The sequence below is a fragment of the Chitinophaga pinensis genome, from assembly GCF_007896845.1.
GTDB lineage: Bacteria > Bacteroidota > Bacteroidia > Chitinophagales > Chitinophagaceae > Chitinophaga > Chitinophaga pinensis_C.
On record NZ_VOHS01000048.1, the window covers coordinates 12,839 to 27,944 of the forward strand.

General features: G+C 45.4%; 18 protein-coding genes. 10 read left to right on the forward strand and 8 right to left on the reverse strand.

The window, feature by feature from the left end; genetic code table 11:
* The first annotated feature begins 108 nt into the window (after positions 1-108).
* The 4 genes from FEF09_RS25870 (at position 109) to FEF09_RS25885 (ending at position 5,189) form a co-directional block, all read left to right on the forward strand.
* On the forward strand, positions 109-648 hold the full coding sequence (locus FEF09_RS25870) for a hypothetical protein (RefSeq protein WP_146307791.1): 540 nt from the start codon (positions 109-111) through the stop codon (positions 646-648).
* Between the two features lie 209 nt (positions 649-857).
* Complete coding sequence (locus FEF09_RS25875) at positions 858-1,859, forward strand: AraC family transcriptional regulator (protein WP_146307792.1); 1,002 nt, start codon at positions 858-860, stop codon at positions 1,857-1,859.
* A gap of 180 nt (positions 1,860-2,039) precedes the next feature.
* A complete protein-coding gene (locus tag FEF09_RS25880) occupies positions 2,040-3,689 on the forward strand; it encodes an NAD(P)/FAD-dependent oxidoreductase (RefSeq protein WP_146307793.1) in 1,650 nt (549 codons plus the stop codon).
* A 303-nt stretch (positions 3,690-3,992) separates the two neighbouring features.
* Positions 3,993-5,189, forward strand: coding sequence for a hypothetical protein (locus tag FEF09_RS25885; protein WP_146307794.1), 1,197 nt, complete (start codon positions 3,993-3,995; stop codon positions 5,187-5,189).
* 20 nt (positions 5,190-5,209) lie between these two features.
* On the opposite strand, the gene FEF09_RS25890 is transcribed toward FEF09_RS25885, so the two are convergent.
* Complete coding sequence (locus tag FEF09_RS25890) at positions 5,210-6,454, reverse strand: DEAD/DEAH box helicase (protein WP_146307795.1); 1,245 nt, start codon at positions 6,452-6,454, stop codon at positions 5,210-5,212.
* Positions 6,455-6,544: 90 nt separating this feature from the next.
* On the opposite strand from FEF09_RS25890, the gene FEF09_RS25895 reads away from it, so the two are divergent.
* Positions 6,545-7,213, forward strand: a complete 669-nt coding sequence (locus FEF09_RS25895; protein ID WP_146307796.1) for a DUF1345 domain-containing protein — start codon at positions 6,545-6,547, stop codon at positions 7,211-7,213.
* On the opposite strand, the gene FEF09_RS25900 is transcribed toward FEF09_RS25895, so the two are convergent.
* The 6 genes from FEF09_RS25900 to FEF09_RS25925 all read right to left on the reverse strand — a co-directional run bounded on the left by FEF09_RS25900 (position 7,210) and on the right by FEF09_RS25925 (position 10,819).
* Positions 7,210-7,575, reverse strand: a complete 366-nt coding sequence (locus FEF09_RS25900) for a hypothetical protein (RefSeq protein ID WP_146307797.1) — start codon at positions 7,573-7,575, stop codon at positions 7,210-7,212. The two genes, FEF09_RS25895 and FEF09_RS25900, sit on opposite strands and share 4 nt — an antisense overlap.
* Positions 7,576-7,602: 27 nt before the next feature.
* Entirely contained in the window at positions 7,603-8,562 is a 960-nt protein-coding gene (locus FEF09_RS25905; protein ID WP_146307798.1) for an HTTM domain-containing protein, read from the reverse strand.
* 11 nt (positions 8,563-8,573) lie between these two features.
* Positions 8,574-9,062, reverse strand: coding sequence for a hypothetical protein (locus FEF09_RS25910; protein WP_146307799.1), 489 nt, complete (start codon positions 9,060-9,062; stop codon positions 8,574-8,576).
* Positions 9,063-9,224: 162 nt separating this feature from the next.
* The gene (locus tag FEF09_RS25915; RefSeq protein WP_146307800.1) at positions 9,225-10,058 is read right to left on the reverse strand and encodes a hypothetical protein; all 834 of its coding nucleotides are present in this window, start codon (positions 10,056-10,058) and stop codon (positions 9,225-9,227) included.
* Positions 10,059-10,238: 180 nt separating this feature from the next.
* On the reverse strand, positions 10,239-10,502 hold the full coding sequence (locus tag FEF09_RS25920; RefSeq protein ID WP_143087760.1) for a DUF6520 family protein: 264 nt from the start codon (positions 10,500-10,502) through the stop codon (positions 10,239-10,241).
* Positions 10,503-10,552: 50 nt separating this feature from the next.
* Complete coding sequence (locus FEF09_RS25925) at positions 10,553-10,819, reverse strand: hypothetical protein (protein ID WP_146307801.1); 267 nt, start codon at positions 10,817-10,819, stop codon at positions 10,553-10,555.
* A gap of 192 nt (positions 10,820-11,011) precedes the next feature.
* Between FEF09_RS25925 and FEF09_RS25930 the strand changes: the two genes are divergently transcribed.
* Genes FEF09_RS25930 through FEF09_RS25950 form a run of 5 tightly spaced genes read left to right on the forward strand, consistent with a single transcriptional unit; the run spans position 11,012 to position 14,454 of the window.
* Positions 11,012-11,689: an NUDIX hydrolase gene (locus tag FEF09_RS25930; RefSeq protein WP_146307802.1), complete on the forward strand. Its 678-nt coding sequence runs from the start codon at positions 11,012-11,014 to the stop codon at positions 11,687-11,689.
* Positions 11,690-11,694: 5 nt separating this feature from the next.
* Entirely contained in the window at positions 11,695-12,243 is a 549-nt protein-coding gene (locus FEF09_RS25935) for an NADAR family protein (protein ID WP_146307803.1), read from the forward strand.
* A 1-nt stretch (position 12,244) separates the two neighbouring features.
* Complete coding sequence (locus tag FEF09_RS25940) at positions 12,245-12,787, forward strand: RNA 2'-phosphotransferase (protein WP_146307804.1); 543 nt, start codon at positions 12,245-12,247, stop codon at positions 12,785-12,787.
* A gap of 5 nt (positions 12,788-12,792) precedes the next feature.
* A complete protein-coding gene (locus tag FEF09_RS25945) occupies positions 12,793-13,722 on the forward strand; it encodes an ADP-ribosylglycohydrolase family protein (RefSeq protein ID WP_146307805.1) in 930 nt (309 codons plus the stop codon).
* Positions 13,723-14,454, forward strand: coding sequence for a metallophosphoesterase family protein (locus FEF09_RS25950; RefSeq protein ID WP_146307806.1), 732 nt, complete (start codon positions 13,723-13,725; stop codon positions 14,452-14,454).
* Here FEF09_RS25950 and FEF09_RS25955 read toward each other — a convergent pair.
* Positions 14,451-15,104 (reverse strand): hypothetical protein, encoded by a 654-nt coding sequence (locus FEF09_RS25955; protein WP_146307807.1) that lies wholly within the window; start codon positions 15,102-15,104, stop codon positions 14,451-14,453. The genes FEF09_RS25950 and FEF09_RS25955 overlap by 4 nt on opposite strands.
* Between the last annotated feature and the right edge of the window lie 2 nt (positions 15,105-15,106).

Genomic DNA, 15,106 nt, shown 5'->3' on the forward strand with positions numbered 1-15,106 from the left:
ACACCTGAATACTTCAGCGGCTCATCTTTCGATGAGCCGCTTTACATTAACCTCGTATTAACTTCTTTTAATTTTTCATTTATTAGTTTAGTATAAACCATCCCTGCTATGATGAATTACTATACCAACTTTATCAAAAATTTCGATATGCTTCCTGTTGAAGACGTGGCGGGCTTCTTCCACGACAATGCTGGCCAGATTGACACTTTAATCCAGCTTTATCAGGCATATAACAAACATATTCTACAGACACAATGCAAGCGTATACAGGCATTGAAGCAGGCGATTACCATTATTACCACGGATGACGAATGGTCGGACATGGAGGGGCTTGAACTTACGTACGATCAGTTTATTCCCGACATTGCCATTACGGCGGGATTTGCCTCTGGTGCAACGGATCCGCTGCACACCTGTAATATTCAGTTAATAGTGCCTGACGGCAGTTCCTGGAGTTATTATGAAAAACACCTGAGGGAGCGTTATCCTGCGCAGGAGCCGGTTACACAGGGCAATAGTATCTGCCTGCATATTGCGTCTATACCGGGCAATGAGACGGCCCTTATCCTGAGTAATCTGGAAGAAGTGTACTCATTCCTCTCCGGGCTTACGGTCAATACTTTTTTACACTCGTTAACATCTCATTAACCAACTTCCCTTCTCAATTTATTAGCTTAGCTCCATAAAGAAATAGTGAATGTTGTGGCGGCATTTCACCTTGGAATGCATCACATTAGCGGCACCAAATTTAGCATTGTTCATATAGTCAGCCCAGATCAACCGTTGTACATTGCTGTCTGGCATATTGTTTAGCTCATGTGTAAAATCAAAAAGAGACCGTTAAAACGCGATTATGTATGTACCCGACGTTATTTGAAGAGAACAAGTTGCTACTGATAGACCGCCTCGAACAGTCCTATCTGCCTGCGACATATATTCCGACCGAATATCTGCCCCTTATCATACCTTATGCTGGCTTATACTATGAGCAGGACAACGACTACAATATGCTTTCACAGCATGTTCCGTTAGGGCCTTTCTCATTGTGGCTGCATGATGTCTTTGCCCGCAAAGACATTGTGCTTTGCCCATATGCACCGTTTCATCTCTGGGCGCTGCACTTCATGTATGAAGATACGCTCAGGGCTGTGACCTTCAAAACCAACGGATTTACCTTAGAGGAAAAGCAATGTAATCTTTTCAACCTCTATGCGGATATGCACCGGGTGCCTATGTTTGCCGGCCAGAAAATATTATCATTTCATATCAATATATTGCCATCTGCGTTTATGCAGCTGGTACAGACTTACCCCGGACTCCAGTCCTTAGCCAATAAAAGACTACAAAAACACTCCAGCATCATTAATGAAAAACCGTACCGTATCAACGCGGTTTGTAATATGCTGATCCAAAACATTGTTTCCTGCCGTTATATTGAATCTCAGGCCCGGCATTATCTCGAACGCTGTTGTCTGGATCTCTTTCTCAACTTCGCGCAACAGGATGCTATATCCGACGAAGTAAGGATCCCCAATGAAACACAGGCACGCCTTTATCACGACATTTTTGAGTACATGGTGGAACATCCCCATCAACCCCATACTGCTGACCAGATAGCAAAAATGTTTGATATGTCGGGCGTAAAACTGGCGACTGCTTTCCGGCACCAGTTCAGCGTTGGTATCAATGCTTTTATTCATATGCTTAAAATGATGCTGGCATATAACAGCTTAATGCAACAGTGCGTATCGCTCAAAGATGTTGCCCATACGGCAGGGTATAAAACCGTTGACGAGCTGGTACGTGAAGTAGAAAAGTACTATAACTGCAATCTTGCTGCGCTGCGTAGAAGCATGTAACTTCATTTTGCATTGTTTTCAGGGAGCTCCTTTATGGAGCTTTCTTCATTATAGCCCCTTTCCCTTCCCTCCAAAGTTTTTCTCCTCATCTCCTAAGTTCACTTCTCACCGCCTCTCCTACCTTTGAAAGGTACGAAAATCGCGTTACTACCATTTTAGAGTCTCTCCAAAAGTTAGCCCATGGATCAGCCTATTTTAATACCACAGACCAATACCGAAGCTCCTGTAAAAAGAAAAGCCATTATTATCGGAGCCGGTCCCGCCGGATTAACAGCCGCGTATGAATTACTAAAAAGAACAGACATCATTCCTGTCATTTTGGAAAAATCAGGCGACATTGGTGGTATCTCAAAGACCATTAATTACAAAGGTAACCGTATGGATATCGGTGGCCACCGCTTCTTTTCCAAGTCTGACCGTGTTATGAACTGGTGGTTGAATATACTACCAGCGCAGGATACCGGGAATGATCAATTCACTATCAGTTACCAGAATAAATCCAGACAGGTAGCTCCGGGAGAAAGTATCACCTCCCATGACAGTGATAAGGTAATGCTGGTGAGGGAACGGCTCTCCCGCATTTATTTCCTCCGTAAATTCTTTACTTATCCGATTCAACTTTCTCTTGATACACTGAGGAAACTGGGAGTGGGCACCACCATCTCCATCCTGGTTTCCTATTTACAGGCCCAGGCATCTCCGCGTAAACCGGAAAACAGTCTGGAAGATTTTATGATCAATCGCTTCGGCAAAACATTGTACAACCTCTTCTTTAAAGATTATACAGAAAAGGTATGGGGTGTACCTTGTAATGAGATCCCCGCCGAATGGGGCGCTCAACGTATCAAAGGTGTCAGCATTCGTAAAGCCATACAACACGCAGTACAATCTGCCGTGAAAAAGAAAAAATCAAAAGACATTTCTCAGAAAGATACCGAAACCAGCCTGATCGAACAGTTCCTCTATCCCAAGCTTGGCCCCGGTCAGTTATGGGAAGAAGTAGCCCGTCAGGTACAGGAAATGGGCGGTACAATTCTCATGCATCACGACGTCATTTCAGTAAACGCACAGGATGGAAAAGTAATTTCTATCGAGGCCTTTAACAAGAACGATCTCCAGACTGTAGAATTAAAAGGGGACTATTTTTTCAGCACCATGCCGGTGAAAGAGCTCATCGCCAGTCTGGAAGCTGATGTACCACAAAATGTAAAGGAAGTAGCTGCTGGTCTTCAGTACCGCGACTTCATCACCGTAGGCATCCTGTTGAAAAATCTTTCTGAACAGGATAAACGCTCCGGTAAATGGAAGCCTCTCCAACTAAAGGACACCTGGATCTACATACAGGAAAAAGATGTAAAAGTGGGCCGTCTTCAGCTATTCAACAACTGGAGCCCATACCTTGTAAAAGACCCCAATACGGCCTGGGTTGGTATGGAATTCTTCTGCAACGAAACAGATGATTTCTGGAAGATGCCGGATGAAAAGATCGCCGCTCTCGCGATTCGTGAATTACAGAAAATAGGCCTTGCCAATGCAGGTGATGTGCTGGATTCTACCGTGTTACGCGTAGAAAAAACATACCCCGCTTACTTCGGCGCCTATGAAAGATTTGATGAGGTAAAACAATATGTCAACACTTTCCCTAACCTGTTTCTGGTAGGCAGAAATGGTATGCACAAGTACAATAATGCAGACCACTCTATGCTGACCGCCATGGTATCAGTTGATAATATTATCGCTGGTGAGACGGGAAAAGACAATATCTGGTCCATCAATACCGAACAGGAATATCACGAAGAGAAAACAGAAAAAACGGGGCAAACAGCCTGATCAGTCTTATAGCATGAAATTAGCCGGACAGGAGTGCCCGGCTACATGTATACAGACTAAAAAAATTCAATCAGGATGCAATGATAAGCCTTTCATAACGCAAATAAGTTAATGCGAGGTTAACAGAAATAAATTCCCCTTGTAACCACTTAAAGGTTTTATCCGGCGCTTCATACCGTTTGTTTCCTTCAGCGTCGCGATTACGCTGATCGTTGACCCGGCTGTAGGACAATTGGCCTGGCTCACATACCCGGGCCACTTTTCCTGCACATACAATTCCTCATTCCTAATTCCTAATTTATCATGCGAACGCCATTGTTACCGCTGCAGCAGCTGCTGGACAGCCTGCAGCACCCTCCACAAACCAACGATCCGGACGCCTATGAAATTGCCAGTTTTATGCACAGACAATCCCTTGCCGCAATAGAAGATATTACCATCGCTTTTGAAGAATGCCTCGCCGCAGGCGTCAGCGAACCCACTATCAGAAAATATGTAAGCATCTGCCAGGAAAAGATCACAGCGCTTTGCAATGACGTTCCTTTCAACTGGCTCGAAGTAGAAACCGCTGCTCCTGTAGCATACGACGAATGGCGTTACCTCTGCAATGATCTTTGTCACCAGCTGGAAGACCTCATTCTTTACCTCATGTTTACCTATGCCAGCTACTATAACAAAATGGCAATCACGCCAAACGTGTACCGGGAACTGATGCGGCAACGCATCGCTCCCGGTCTTTCCGTCATCCGGAACTGGTTTGGCGAAACGGATGAAAGTTGCCGGGAATTACAACAGATGATCCTCGGCCTGTATGATGCTTTTGATCCGCAGACACCCAACAGGATGAACTATTATCAGCTCGATTTTCTCCGCGAATTGCAACAGGCGCTTCTGAAATACTGGGCAAAAGAAGATAACACACTCGACCATGGGTCATTACAGCAATTGTTGTTCACCCTTAATTACAATAGCACCGATTATTATCATTATTGCACCTCCTATATCAGTCAGCAGCTGATGGAACTTCCGGACGCACATACGCAGCTGGACCTGCTGTCATTTATCCATAAAACGCTGTGTCAGTTGCCTGTAAAGACCGGATTGGCCTACAGTCAGGACGCACCCTCTATCATCTCTTTATTAAAAGAATGGTTACAGGTAGAAAGCAAACACCTGCAGGTAAAACTGAAACGCAGTTCTTCCGGCAATGTAAAGCGGTTCAAAAGCCTGCCTGAAAATTTCAAATTGCAGACATCTCTGACGCTGCCGGAGCTGGCAGCTTTATTCAGGATATTAAAGGAAGCAGGGATTGTGGAAAACAGGAATATGCAGGATGTATTCCGGGTTATTTCGCTCTGTTTCTCCATTCAAAAGCAGGAGTCCTTTGAAGGAAATTTATTCCAGTCACATTATTACCACATTTCTCCGGAAACTTATAAAAAGATGGAAGATCTGGCACATTCCCTTGTCAGGAAGACCTTCCAACTGAGAAAGGAATAGTAAACCGCTCTTTATGCGGTTTACTTCTTTTTCTTTTTTTTCTTCTTCAGCAACTCCTGATGTTTGTTGTGCTCATCGAGGAGCAGTTGCCAGTTATCATTCGGGATATCTTCAGAGAAACTGATGGTTTCCCGGTAATCATTCTTGTCTATTTTCATCACCGTGATCTCTTTGCCGAGATATTGCTGGATAGCATCCAGTACCGGCTTTTCCTCTTCACTACAGAAAGAAACAGCCTGTCCTTTCTTCACACCTCTACCTGTACGTCCGACACGGTGTACATAATTCTCCGGCACATCAGGCAGGTCATAATTCACTACATATTCCACATCCGGGATATCAATACCACGTGCATTCACATCGGTGGTAATCAGCAGTTTTATATCGCCCTTTTTAAACTCTTCCATCACCTGCAGACGGTTATCCTGTTCCTTTCCGCCGTGCATGGTCAGGGATTTAATCCCCACACGTTCCATTGCAGCAGCTACACGCTCTGCACGTACCTTTGTACGTACGAACACGAGTATCTTATTCTCCGGAAATTCTTTCACCAGTCTTTCCAGAAAGAAACGTTTGTCGTCCATTCCTACATAAGCCACTGCATGCTGTACATTCTTAGATACCGGATCCTGCGGAGAAATCTGGATCCTGATAGGGTTATTCACGACGGAATAAGCGAGGTCTTTGATATCCTCATCTATCGTAGCTGAGAAGAACAGGGTCTGGTGTCTCCTTGGCAGGTGTTTCAACACGTCCCGGATGTCTCTGATAAACCCAAGGTCCAGCATATGATCTGCCTCATCAAGGATCAGGATGCCGGTCTGACTCAGGTCAATAAAGCCCTGACTGATCAGGTCAAACATACGACCCGGCGTTGCAATCAGCACATCTACTCCCTGCGCCAGCTTCTTCAGCTGTGGCGCCTGATCTACGCCACCATGCAGTCCTAATATATTGAGTTTGGTATATTTCGCCAGTTTTTCAAACACTTCTGAGATCTGAACAGCCAGTTCTCTGGTTGGTACCATCACCACGCAACGTACCTCTCCCTTGGTCTTCCGGGGATGGTATTGTTGCAGCTTATGCAACACAGGAATGGCAAAAGCGGCTGTTTTACCCGTTCCTGTCTGTGCAATGGCCAATACGTCGTCACCCTTCAGAATGGAGGGGATTGCCTTAAATTGAATATCCGTAGGACGTTTAAAGCCTAATTCTTCTAAACTTCTCTTAATTTCCTCGGAAATACGGTACTGCTCAAACTTCATGCGGCAAAGATAGGCTAAAGCTGACAATGCTGCGGCGTACTGGCGCACTAATTGTTAATAAGCTACCTTTAAAGACAATTCAGCTCCCCCATGAGAAACAACATTTTCGTCAAATTGCATCCCATTCATCGCGTACTGATCAGTGCCGGTCTGGCCGGAGCCGTATTTCTGCTTACACAGGCGGCACCTCTGACACCCCTTATCCGGGTGGTGTTGCTGTGGGACGTCTTTGCGCTGGTCTACAATATCACCTGCTGGGTGGTTATTTTCAGCCGTTCCGTAGAAGAAATACGCAAATATGCGCGTACGGAGGATGGCAGTCGCATTTTCGTATTCATCGTCATTTTACTGGCCTGTTTTGCCAGCATGCTGATGGTATTATTACTGATGTTATCTGATGAAGCGCAGGAGACAGGGAAAATATTATATGTGGCAGTAGCCGTTGCCGGCATATTACTGTCATGGGCAATGGTGCATACGATGTTCACTTTCCACTATGCACATATCTATTATGACGATGATGAAAATGATGCAAAGAAACATGCGGGGGGATTGGAATTCACAAAAGAGCAGCATCCGGACTACCTCGATTTTGCCTATTTCTCTTTTGTAATAGGGATGACATTTCAGGTATCGGATGTAGAGATCAGCGCACGGAAACTACGCCGTATAGGGTTGTTGCATGGTTTAATTTCCTTTTTGCTGAATACGTTTATAGTAGCGATGACTATCAATATCATAGCAGGACTAAAAAACTAAGGCTGGTGGCGGAGACATCTGCCCTCCAGCCATGCCAGTCCGCCGACAACCACTACCTGCAACACTAAAAAAGCCACACCGAAGGCCGAAGCGCCCTTATAATACATGATTAACAACACAAGGCTGACCAGTGTCCATACCCAATTGGCATAGATCAGGATCCTGAGTAAAGGAATAACAGGCTCTCTTTGAAAAGCGAGCACACACGCGACCATTGCATAGGCCAGCGTTACAATGGCAATGATGATAATCAGATCGGCAGGCAGACCTAAAAAGCCGGATAACCAGCTGTTGAATAGCAGACCAGCAATTGCTGTTGCGCCACCCAGTATAAAGTCTGCCCGGAGTATGGTCCTTAACATGGGCAGTTCTCCTTCTATCCGAATATACTACATCTCAAACTCATGCGAAAATGCGTGTGTAGCCAGTATACCTGCCCGCTGCAGTTTTTTCCGCTCTCGTAATGGCTGGACCAGCGAGTAATAAGCCTGTTTCAGATAAGGCCATCCAAAGGCGGCGGTATTGAAAATGATCATGATTGCAGAGAATAATTGCAGTCCCATAAAGATGGCAATACTGGTATGCAAGAGCACAATCGCCACATAGCCATAGGGACGGCTGCGGCGCCACCAGATAAAGAAAGGATAGCCCGTTTCCAGCAGCAGTGTGCTCCAGCACAATAATTTTGCAAACAAAGGATAGTTAGCCATCCAACGCATATCAAAACGCGCAAATTGTCCCTGCATAAGGGTTTGCCAGATAGCCTCTCCATTCCACCACTGAATACCCATTGCTTTTTCTGCGCCGGATGCTATATACACTACACACAGATGTATCTGCAATACCCGTAATGACAAGGTATTCCATTCACTTTCCACCGGTTTGGTATTCAGCGATAGTTTATCCCACGCAAAGACTTCTCCTACCGGCATAATGATGCAATAAAACAGGGCAATGTGCATAAATGTCTCTACCCCATACGCACCCATAAAACCGGTATTAATAAAAGTAAACTGGATGGCCCATGCAATAAATGCTGCATAGCGGGTGAATTTTCCGATCAGCAGGGCGCCGAGACTGCACAGGTAAAGTCCCATCAGTACATAGACCAATGTTGTGGCACTCGTGCCGGTGAACGCAGCAAGTGGTTTTAACCATGATAACTGTGGCATATAAGGGTCAACAATACCACTGCTTACGGACCATGGGATCAGTCCATCAGGGCCATATAACAGTGCAACACTGCCTATCAGCCAGCCGCCCTGTACAAGGCCTAACAACGCAATCGCAATCCTGAAAAAGGCCAGTGGTTCACCGGTAGAAGGAGCGAGAAAGAAACGTTTTATCATAACGGAAGGTTTTATCGGGTTACTCTAAAGTCTTTTACCAGGAAGGGTTCCCATTTCGGCTGACTGCCTGCACGGAATGCCGCCATGGCCGGCACACGTTTGTCAATAACGGTTACACGTACCAGATTACTATTCGGGTGCTGGCGTAACATATACGCCGCACAACTTTTTGCCAGCAGGGATTGCGCTTCTTCAATACCAAAGAAATTGTAGATGGTCTGAATACGGCGGTTACATTCGGTATTAGGACCTTCCAGTCTGGTCACTTCCTGATGACTCCCGTCACCAAGGGTATATACCACTGCAATTTCATTCCCTATATGTGGTGCAAAGAAGCTGAAAATATTACCACTGCCGGTGAAGTCACCGTAAGCAGTAATCTTTTTCAGCAACCATGATTTATGACTGGTCCACTCTTCCAGATGTGCTGCATGCAATGCTACCACGGAGAGATGGAAACAGGCCGCAAAAAGCCAGAAGGTTTGTTTAGTTGTAAGCATAAGAAAGAGATTGAGAACATCAGGAATTAAGAATTAAAAATTAAGAACTGGCTCCATCCTTTCTCACAACAGTCGGATATCAACTCATATCCGGTTATTTGTTGAGGGAACGGATATTCAGAGATACAATGCTTAATTTTTAATTCTTAATGCTCAATTATTTTAAAAACCAATCACCGCACCACCTGCTACTTCTTCAATAGCGAGTTTGTCAAACCTTGCATCCAATCTTGCAAACTTGCTACGGATATCTCTTAAGATTTCAGGATCGAAACAACCGATCAGGTTGGGGAACCTTTTTCTCAGGATATCTTCCCATTTCAGGCCATTGTAAACAGTTACACGGGCGCCGGCAGGGAATTGGGTGATATCTGCTGTACCATAGAAACCACGGGTGAAGTAAGGATACGCACCTGCAGGAACGGATAAACGGAATTTAGAGAGTGAAGCTGTACCGATCACTTTCTGATCTACCACATCGGGCTGTAAACGGGCACCGGCTGTCAGGAAGGTTTTGGTAGCCAGCAACTGTTGTCCTTTACCTACTTCATATATACCCAGATCAAAGAGCTGTTTAGGATCTACCTTCTGCGCCAGTGCACCAACTCGTTTGGCGATGTCTTCAAAAGGGATCATGGTAGGACAGGTCTTGATCCATATCTTCCTGAACGGAATCTTTTCATAGCCGATTTTGGCCAGTTCCGGGAATGGCGGACGGCCACCTGGTCCGAAATACTGTGTTTCGTCAGATAAAGTACCGTAAGTTGCTTTGGTGATGTAATTGTTTGCGGGTAAACCGTTCCAGGTTAACAGGTAGGTTTCCGGAGAAAGATCTTTCAGGATAGCGTCCAGTTCATCAGTACCAGCCGTCCTGCCGCCGGCATTGGTCGTGGAATTCTCAGATGACTGTGGGTTTGCCTGCTGTTCTTTTTTGCAGGAGAATAAGGACAGAGTAGCCAACGCAGCTACGCCTGCGAACAATAGATGTTTGCGCATTTTTTTGGGGTTTGTGGTTAATAATGAAATTGATGACCCAAAATTCCATTAATTAACCTTTCCCATCAAGTGCAAAAACACCTGTTTTATTACGTATAAATACGCAAACAACAGAAAATCAACGGATGAGTTGCTACTGACAGCTCATCCGTTGTTCAATTTCTTTCAATCGTGCTTATCCTATCTCAGGAACAGGATACGGCCGGATTCACTCTCTTTGTAAGTACCGCTTACACTGTCAAACGTATACGTACAGATTGTGAAATGTGCCCATTCGCAGATGTAATCATAGTCTCTGATACCAGCTTCATAAAACTGGCCATTGCTGGATCTGAAATATTTGGTTTCAGCTTTCGCAGCTTTTGTCTGCATGTTAGTCGCTACAGCAGTGCCAGCAGCAAGAATAACGGCTACCGCCATTAATGAGAATCTTAACTTTTTCATTATAGGTTTGATTTTGCAGGTGATGGGGCTAACAAGAGGAGGAATATATTTTATCTCAGGAACGAGATCTTACCGTACTTACTTCTTTTGTACGTACCAGTAGCACTGTCAAATACATATGTACAGGTACCGAATTGTGACCATTCGCATACATAGTCATATCCTTCTACACCAGCAACAGCATAACCGCTGCCATTCCAGTAATATTGAGTTGCCTCGCGAAGCGGATTTGTTTTTACAGTGGTTGCTAATGCCGAACCGGCGCCAAGAATTACAGCCAGTGCTAAAAATGAGAATCTAACTTTTCTAAGTTTCATGGGTTTACATTTTGTGGGTGATGAGGTTAACAAGAATAAAACAGGGTACCGAAATTTTCATGGATGATAAAAGGCCGTCTTTCCTTCATTGGTGCAACGAAGATATAATAACCTGCTGCATCCCGACAGCAGTTGTGAAATTGATATTATAATATTCCTTATCTTTGCGTCAGAATAACACAAAGCTTGAACATGAAAGCCTTTCACAGTTATCAGAACCCCTCCCTCGCAGTGGACCTGGTCGTATTCGGTTATAGCAAACAACAGCTTGCCGTCTTGTTGCTCAACAGGAAAGAAGAACCGTTTAAAGACTGTTGGGTACTGCCCGGGGCCTTCCTGCAAATGGAAGAACGCTTCCGTGATACCTGTTCGAGGGTATTGAAAACCAAGCTGGGAATGGACGATGTTTATATGGAACAGCTGTATTCCTTTGATGAACCGGAACGCGACCCGCGTGGACGCGCCATTGCTGTAGCCTATTATGCGCTGGTGAACCCTGCCCGTGTAGCTATTTCAGCCGGTAATATGGCCAATGACGTGGCCTGGTTCAATATCAAGGAACTACCCAAACTGGGCTTTGATCATCATGCCATCTTTGAGATTGCCCTGCAAAGGCTCCGCTCAAAGATTGCCTATTTCCCGGTAGGTTTTGAGCTGCTGGATGAATTGTTTACCATGCCTGAGTTGCATGAGCTATACGAATGCATTCTGGACACCACGATCGACCGCCGCAATTTCAGACGGAAAATACTGGACTCAGCATACATCATTAACACCGGGAATAAACGGGAAGGGGCACAAAACAGACACCCCGATTTGTATAAATTCAATAAGAAGCTGAAAAAGAACAGCTTCCAGATAAATGTATAACACCGATGAAATACACTAACGATTGGTTAATCCGCAAATACAAGACGAAAGAAAAATTAAACTTCACCTTCTTCTGGGGACACAAAGGTGAACCCGGTAACGTCACTAAAAGCTGCTTCAGTCAATGGTGGCCTGCTGCTTTTACAGATGGTACACATACCTATGCGACCGCTGAACACTGGATGATGGCAGGTAAAGCCCGCCTGTTCAAAGCCCCTGCTACCGAACAGGAAATACTGCAGACATCAGACCCCGCCACTGCCAAAAAACCAGGCAGAAAAGTGGCCAACTTTGATACCGCAGTATGGGACGCTGAGAAATTTACCCTTGTCGTACAGGGCAACCTCCTGAAATTTTCTCAATACCCTAAAATGCAGGAATTCCTGCTCAACACAGGCGACAGCATCATCGTAGAAGCCAGCCCCCTCGACAGAATATGGGGTATCGGTATGGGCGCTAATCATGAACACGCAGCCAACCCCTTGCTATGGAAAGGTCAGAACCTCCTCGGCTACGCCCTCATGGAGGTCAGAGACCAGTTAAAACAACAATGAGATGAACGAAAAACAAACAAAAAGCATCAGTAAGTTTATGAGTCTGGTGCTCAGACATCAACCTGAAACCATCGGAATCACACTGGATGAAAATGGATGGACAGATGTACAGGAACTGTTAACCCGGATGAGTCAAAACAGACACCCCATCACATTCAATCAGCTGCAGGAAGTAGTTGAAACCAATGATAAAAAACGGTTCGCTTTCAATGAAGACGGTACTAAAATACGCGCCAGTCAGGGCCATTCAGTAGAAGTGTCTCTCGGGCTTGATCCTGTAACACCTCCTGAATACCTGTATCACGGTACAGTTGCCAGATTTCTGGATAGTATTAAACGGGAAGGACTACAGAAAATGAGCCGTCAGCACCTGCATCTCAGTAAAGACAGGGAAACCGCTGTCAATGTTGGCAGCCGCAGAGGCGCTCCATACATACTGACCATCAGAACTGGTCAGATGCACAAAGACGGCTTCCTGTTTTACCTGTCAGACAATGGCGTGTGGCTGACTGACCACGTACCGCCGGCTTACATTGAAATTTAACCTTTATGAGTTACACAGATTACATCAAAGACGCCCTGCTGGGTGTCGCTACCGGTGATGCTTTAGGCGTACCGGTAGAATTCCGTTCACGCCGGTCCTTATCAGAAAATCCTGTAACCGACATGCGTAGCTATGGTACACACGGTCAACCGGCCGGTACCTGGTCTGATGATAGTTCGCTGACCTTCTGTCTCGCAGAAATGCTCTGCGGTGAATACGACCTGCAAAATCTGGCCAACCGCTTCGTGAACTGGATGCAGCACGGCTACTGGACGCCACACGGCGATGTATTTGACATTGGTTTTGCTACCCGTGATGCCATCCTTAATCTTGGCAGGGGCGTATCGCCTGTAATGGCAGGTGGTATCAGCGAACAGAGTAATGGTAACGGCTCTCTTATGCGTATTCTCCCTTTGGTATTTTATACCAAAGACATGTCTATAGAAGAGCGGTACAGACACACACAGGAAGTATCCTCACTGACACACCGGCATCAACGCTCCATTAACGGGTGTTTTATTTACCTCGAGATGGCAAGGGCCATCTTACTGGGACAAACTCCTGAACAGGCATATCAGATGATCTGTGACACCATTCCGCCATTCCTGAAGAACGACGAGATCTATTACTATGATCGCGTCCTGTTCGGTCATTTACGGGATTGTAAGGATACTGATATCCAGGGAAGTGGTTATGTTGTACATTCTCTGGAAGCATCCATCTGGTGTCTTTTACATACCAGCTCTTATGCGGATGCGGTCCTGACTGCTGTCAACCTCGGAGAAGATACAGACACAACAGGCGCTGTTACCGGCGGACTGGCAGGATTGACCTATGGATGGAGCACAATTCCGGCTGACTGGCTAAATGTTTTGGCAAAAAGGGATGCAATTGACGTACTGATTACTAACTTGCAGGCCAAAATTTACAGGTAAATGGCCCGGACGTTCGTAATTGGGGATATTCATGGCGCACTGAAAGCATTGGAACAGGTGCTCGGCAAAATCAAGCCGCAGGCTGACGATACGCTTATTTTTCTGGGTGATTATGTAGATGGCTGGTCGCAATCCGCGCAGGTGATTGACTACCTCATGCAACTCGATAAACAGTATACATGTATTTTCATAAAAGGGAACCATGATGCATGGTGTGAATCATGGCTAATGGGATCCCTTCCTGATCCAACCTGGATCTTCAATGGTGGTCAGGCTACTGTTGAAAGCTATGCAGGCCTCTCTCCCGAACAAAAAGAGGTACATATCGCTTTCTACAACAGGATGAAGGATTATGTCATTGATACAGAAAACAGGCTCTTTATACATGCCGGGTTTACTTCTATGCACGGTCCGGCAATGGAACGCTACGAAGCCAGCACAAGATGGGACAGAACGCTCTGGGAAATGGCCTGCACCATGGACAGGCGTATCAAAAAGGACTCAAAACTCTTTCCTAAAAGGCTGCTATTGTTTCATGAGATCTATATCGGCCATACACCTACCATCAACTATGATGTAGATGTGCCTATGCAGGGCTGTAATGTATGGAATGTAGACACCGGTGCAGCCTTCTACGGGAAACTGACAGCAATGGATATCGCAACAAAAAAGTTCTGGCAAAGCGATCCGGTAAGGGAATTATATCCAGATGAAAAAGGCAGGAACCGTTAGTTCCGCAGCAGGCGCAATTCCTTTCTTACAAGTGGGAAATCGCTGTCATTGACATCTGTTTCATAATAGTAGACCGTATCATCTTCCAGTACAATCCTTTTTTCCAGCTCCTCATCGCTGATATATTCACAGGCGGTGGGGATATACCAGTAATCGGAAATACGGGTCCATCTGTTGTCATTATACGACCATGTACTTACAGTATAAGTACATGCACGCATGGACTGTTCGAAAACAGATATTTCATCTTTGCCATCACCATTCAGATCTCCTTCATTTACCAGACGGATGTGCCTGCCGCTAATCACAGGCATAGCCTTGATACCAACAGCTGAAAAGCGCACTATGTACTGATATTCCATATCTGATTCAACCTCTTCTCCATTTCCTTCATCACCTCTTTTGGCATAAAAAACACCATACCCGGTGTCCTGTCTGAAATCACCGTCAAAATCGCCCAGAATATGTACCGTATCCGGTATAAACTGCAACTCTTCAGGAGGTGCATCCAGCGTCATTATACCCGTATCGATCGGCAATTCCGCCGTACTATTTACTGTCGTTGCACTAACATTGTCTTTGGGGGACTCTACAGTGGAATGGCATGCTGATAAGAAAAGGAGACCTAAGGCATAAAGGGATCTTTGCATCT

Bases quoted from the DNA above. Each gene is read 5' to 3' on its own strand.
- FEF09_RS25870 (WP_146307791.1), top strand. From the start codon at position 109: ATGATGAATTACTATACCAACTTTATCAAAAATTTCGATATGCTTCCT.
- FEF09_RS25875 (WP_146307792.1), top strand. From the start codon at position 858: ATGTACCCGACGTTATTTGAAGAGAACAAGTTGCTACTGATAGACCGC.
- FEF09_RS25880 (WP_146307793.1), top strand. From the start codon at position 2,040: ATGGATCAGCCTATTTTAATACCACAGACCAATACCGAAGCTCCTGTA.
- FEF09_RS25885 (WP_146307794.1), top strand. From the start codon at position 3,993: ATGCGAACGCCATTGTTACCGCTGCAGCAGCTGCTGGACAGCCTGCAG.
- FEF09_RS25890 (WP_146307795.1), bottom strand. From the start codon at position 6,454: ATGAAGTTTGAGCAGTACCGTATTTCCGAGGAAATTAAGAGAAGTTTA.
- FEF09_RS25895 (WP_146307796.1), top strand. From the start codon at position 6,545: ATGAGAAACAACATTTTCGTCAAATTGCATCCCATTCATCGCGTACTG.
- FEF09_RS25900 (WP_146307797.1), bottom strand. From the start codon at position 7,575: ATGTTAAGGACCATACTCCGGGCAGACTTTATACTGGGTGGCGCAACA.
- FEF09_RS25905 (WP_146307798.1), bottom strand. From the start codon at position 8,562: ATGATAAAACGTTTCTTTCTCGCTCCTTCTACCGGTGAACCACTGGCC.
- FEF09_RS25910 (WP_146307799.1), bottom strand. From the start codon at position 9,062: ATGCTTACAACTAAACAAACCTTCTGGCTTTTTGCGGCCTGTTTCCAT.
- FEF09_RS25915 (WP_146307800.1), bottom strand. From the start codon at position 10,058: ATGCGCAAACATCTATTGTTCGCAGGCGTAGCTGCGTTGGCTACTCTG.
- FEF09_RS25920 (WP_143087760.1), bottom strand. From the start codon at position 10,502: ATGAAAAAGTTAAGATTCTCATTAATGGCGGTAGCCGTTATTCTTGCT.
- FEF09_RS25925 (WP_146307801.1), bottom strand. From the start codon at position 10,819: ATGAAACTTAGAAAAGTTAGATTCTCATTTTTAGCACTGGCTGTAATT.
- FEF09_RS25930 (WP_146307802.1), top strand. From the start codon at position 11,012: ATGAAAGCCTTTCACAGTTATCAGAACCCCTCCCTCGCAGTGGACCTG.
- FEF09_RS25935 (WP_146307803.1), top strand. From the start codon at position 11,695: ATGAAATACACTAACGATTGGTTAATCCGCAAATACAAGACGAAAGAA.
- FEF09_RS25940 (WP_146307804.1), top strand. From the start codon at position 12,245: ATGAACGAAAAACAAACAAAAAGCATCAGTAAGTTTATGAGTCTGGTG.
- FEF09_RS25945 (WP_146307805.1), top strand. From the start codon at position 12,793: ATGAGTTACACAGATTACATCAAAGACGCCCTGCTGGGTGTCGCTACC.
- FEF09_RS25950 (WP_146307806.1), top strand. From the start codon at position 13,723: ATGGCCCGGACGTTCGTAATTGGGGATATTCATGGCGCACTGAAAGCA.
- FEF09_RS25955 (WP_146307807.1), bottom strand. From the start codon at position 15,104: ATGCAAAGATCCCTTTATGCCTTAGGTCTCCTTTTCTTATCAGCATGC.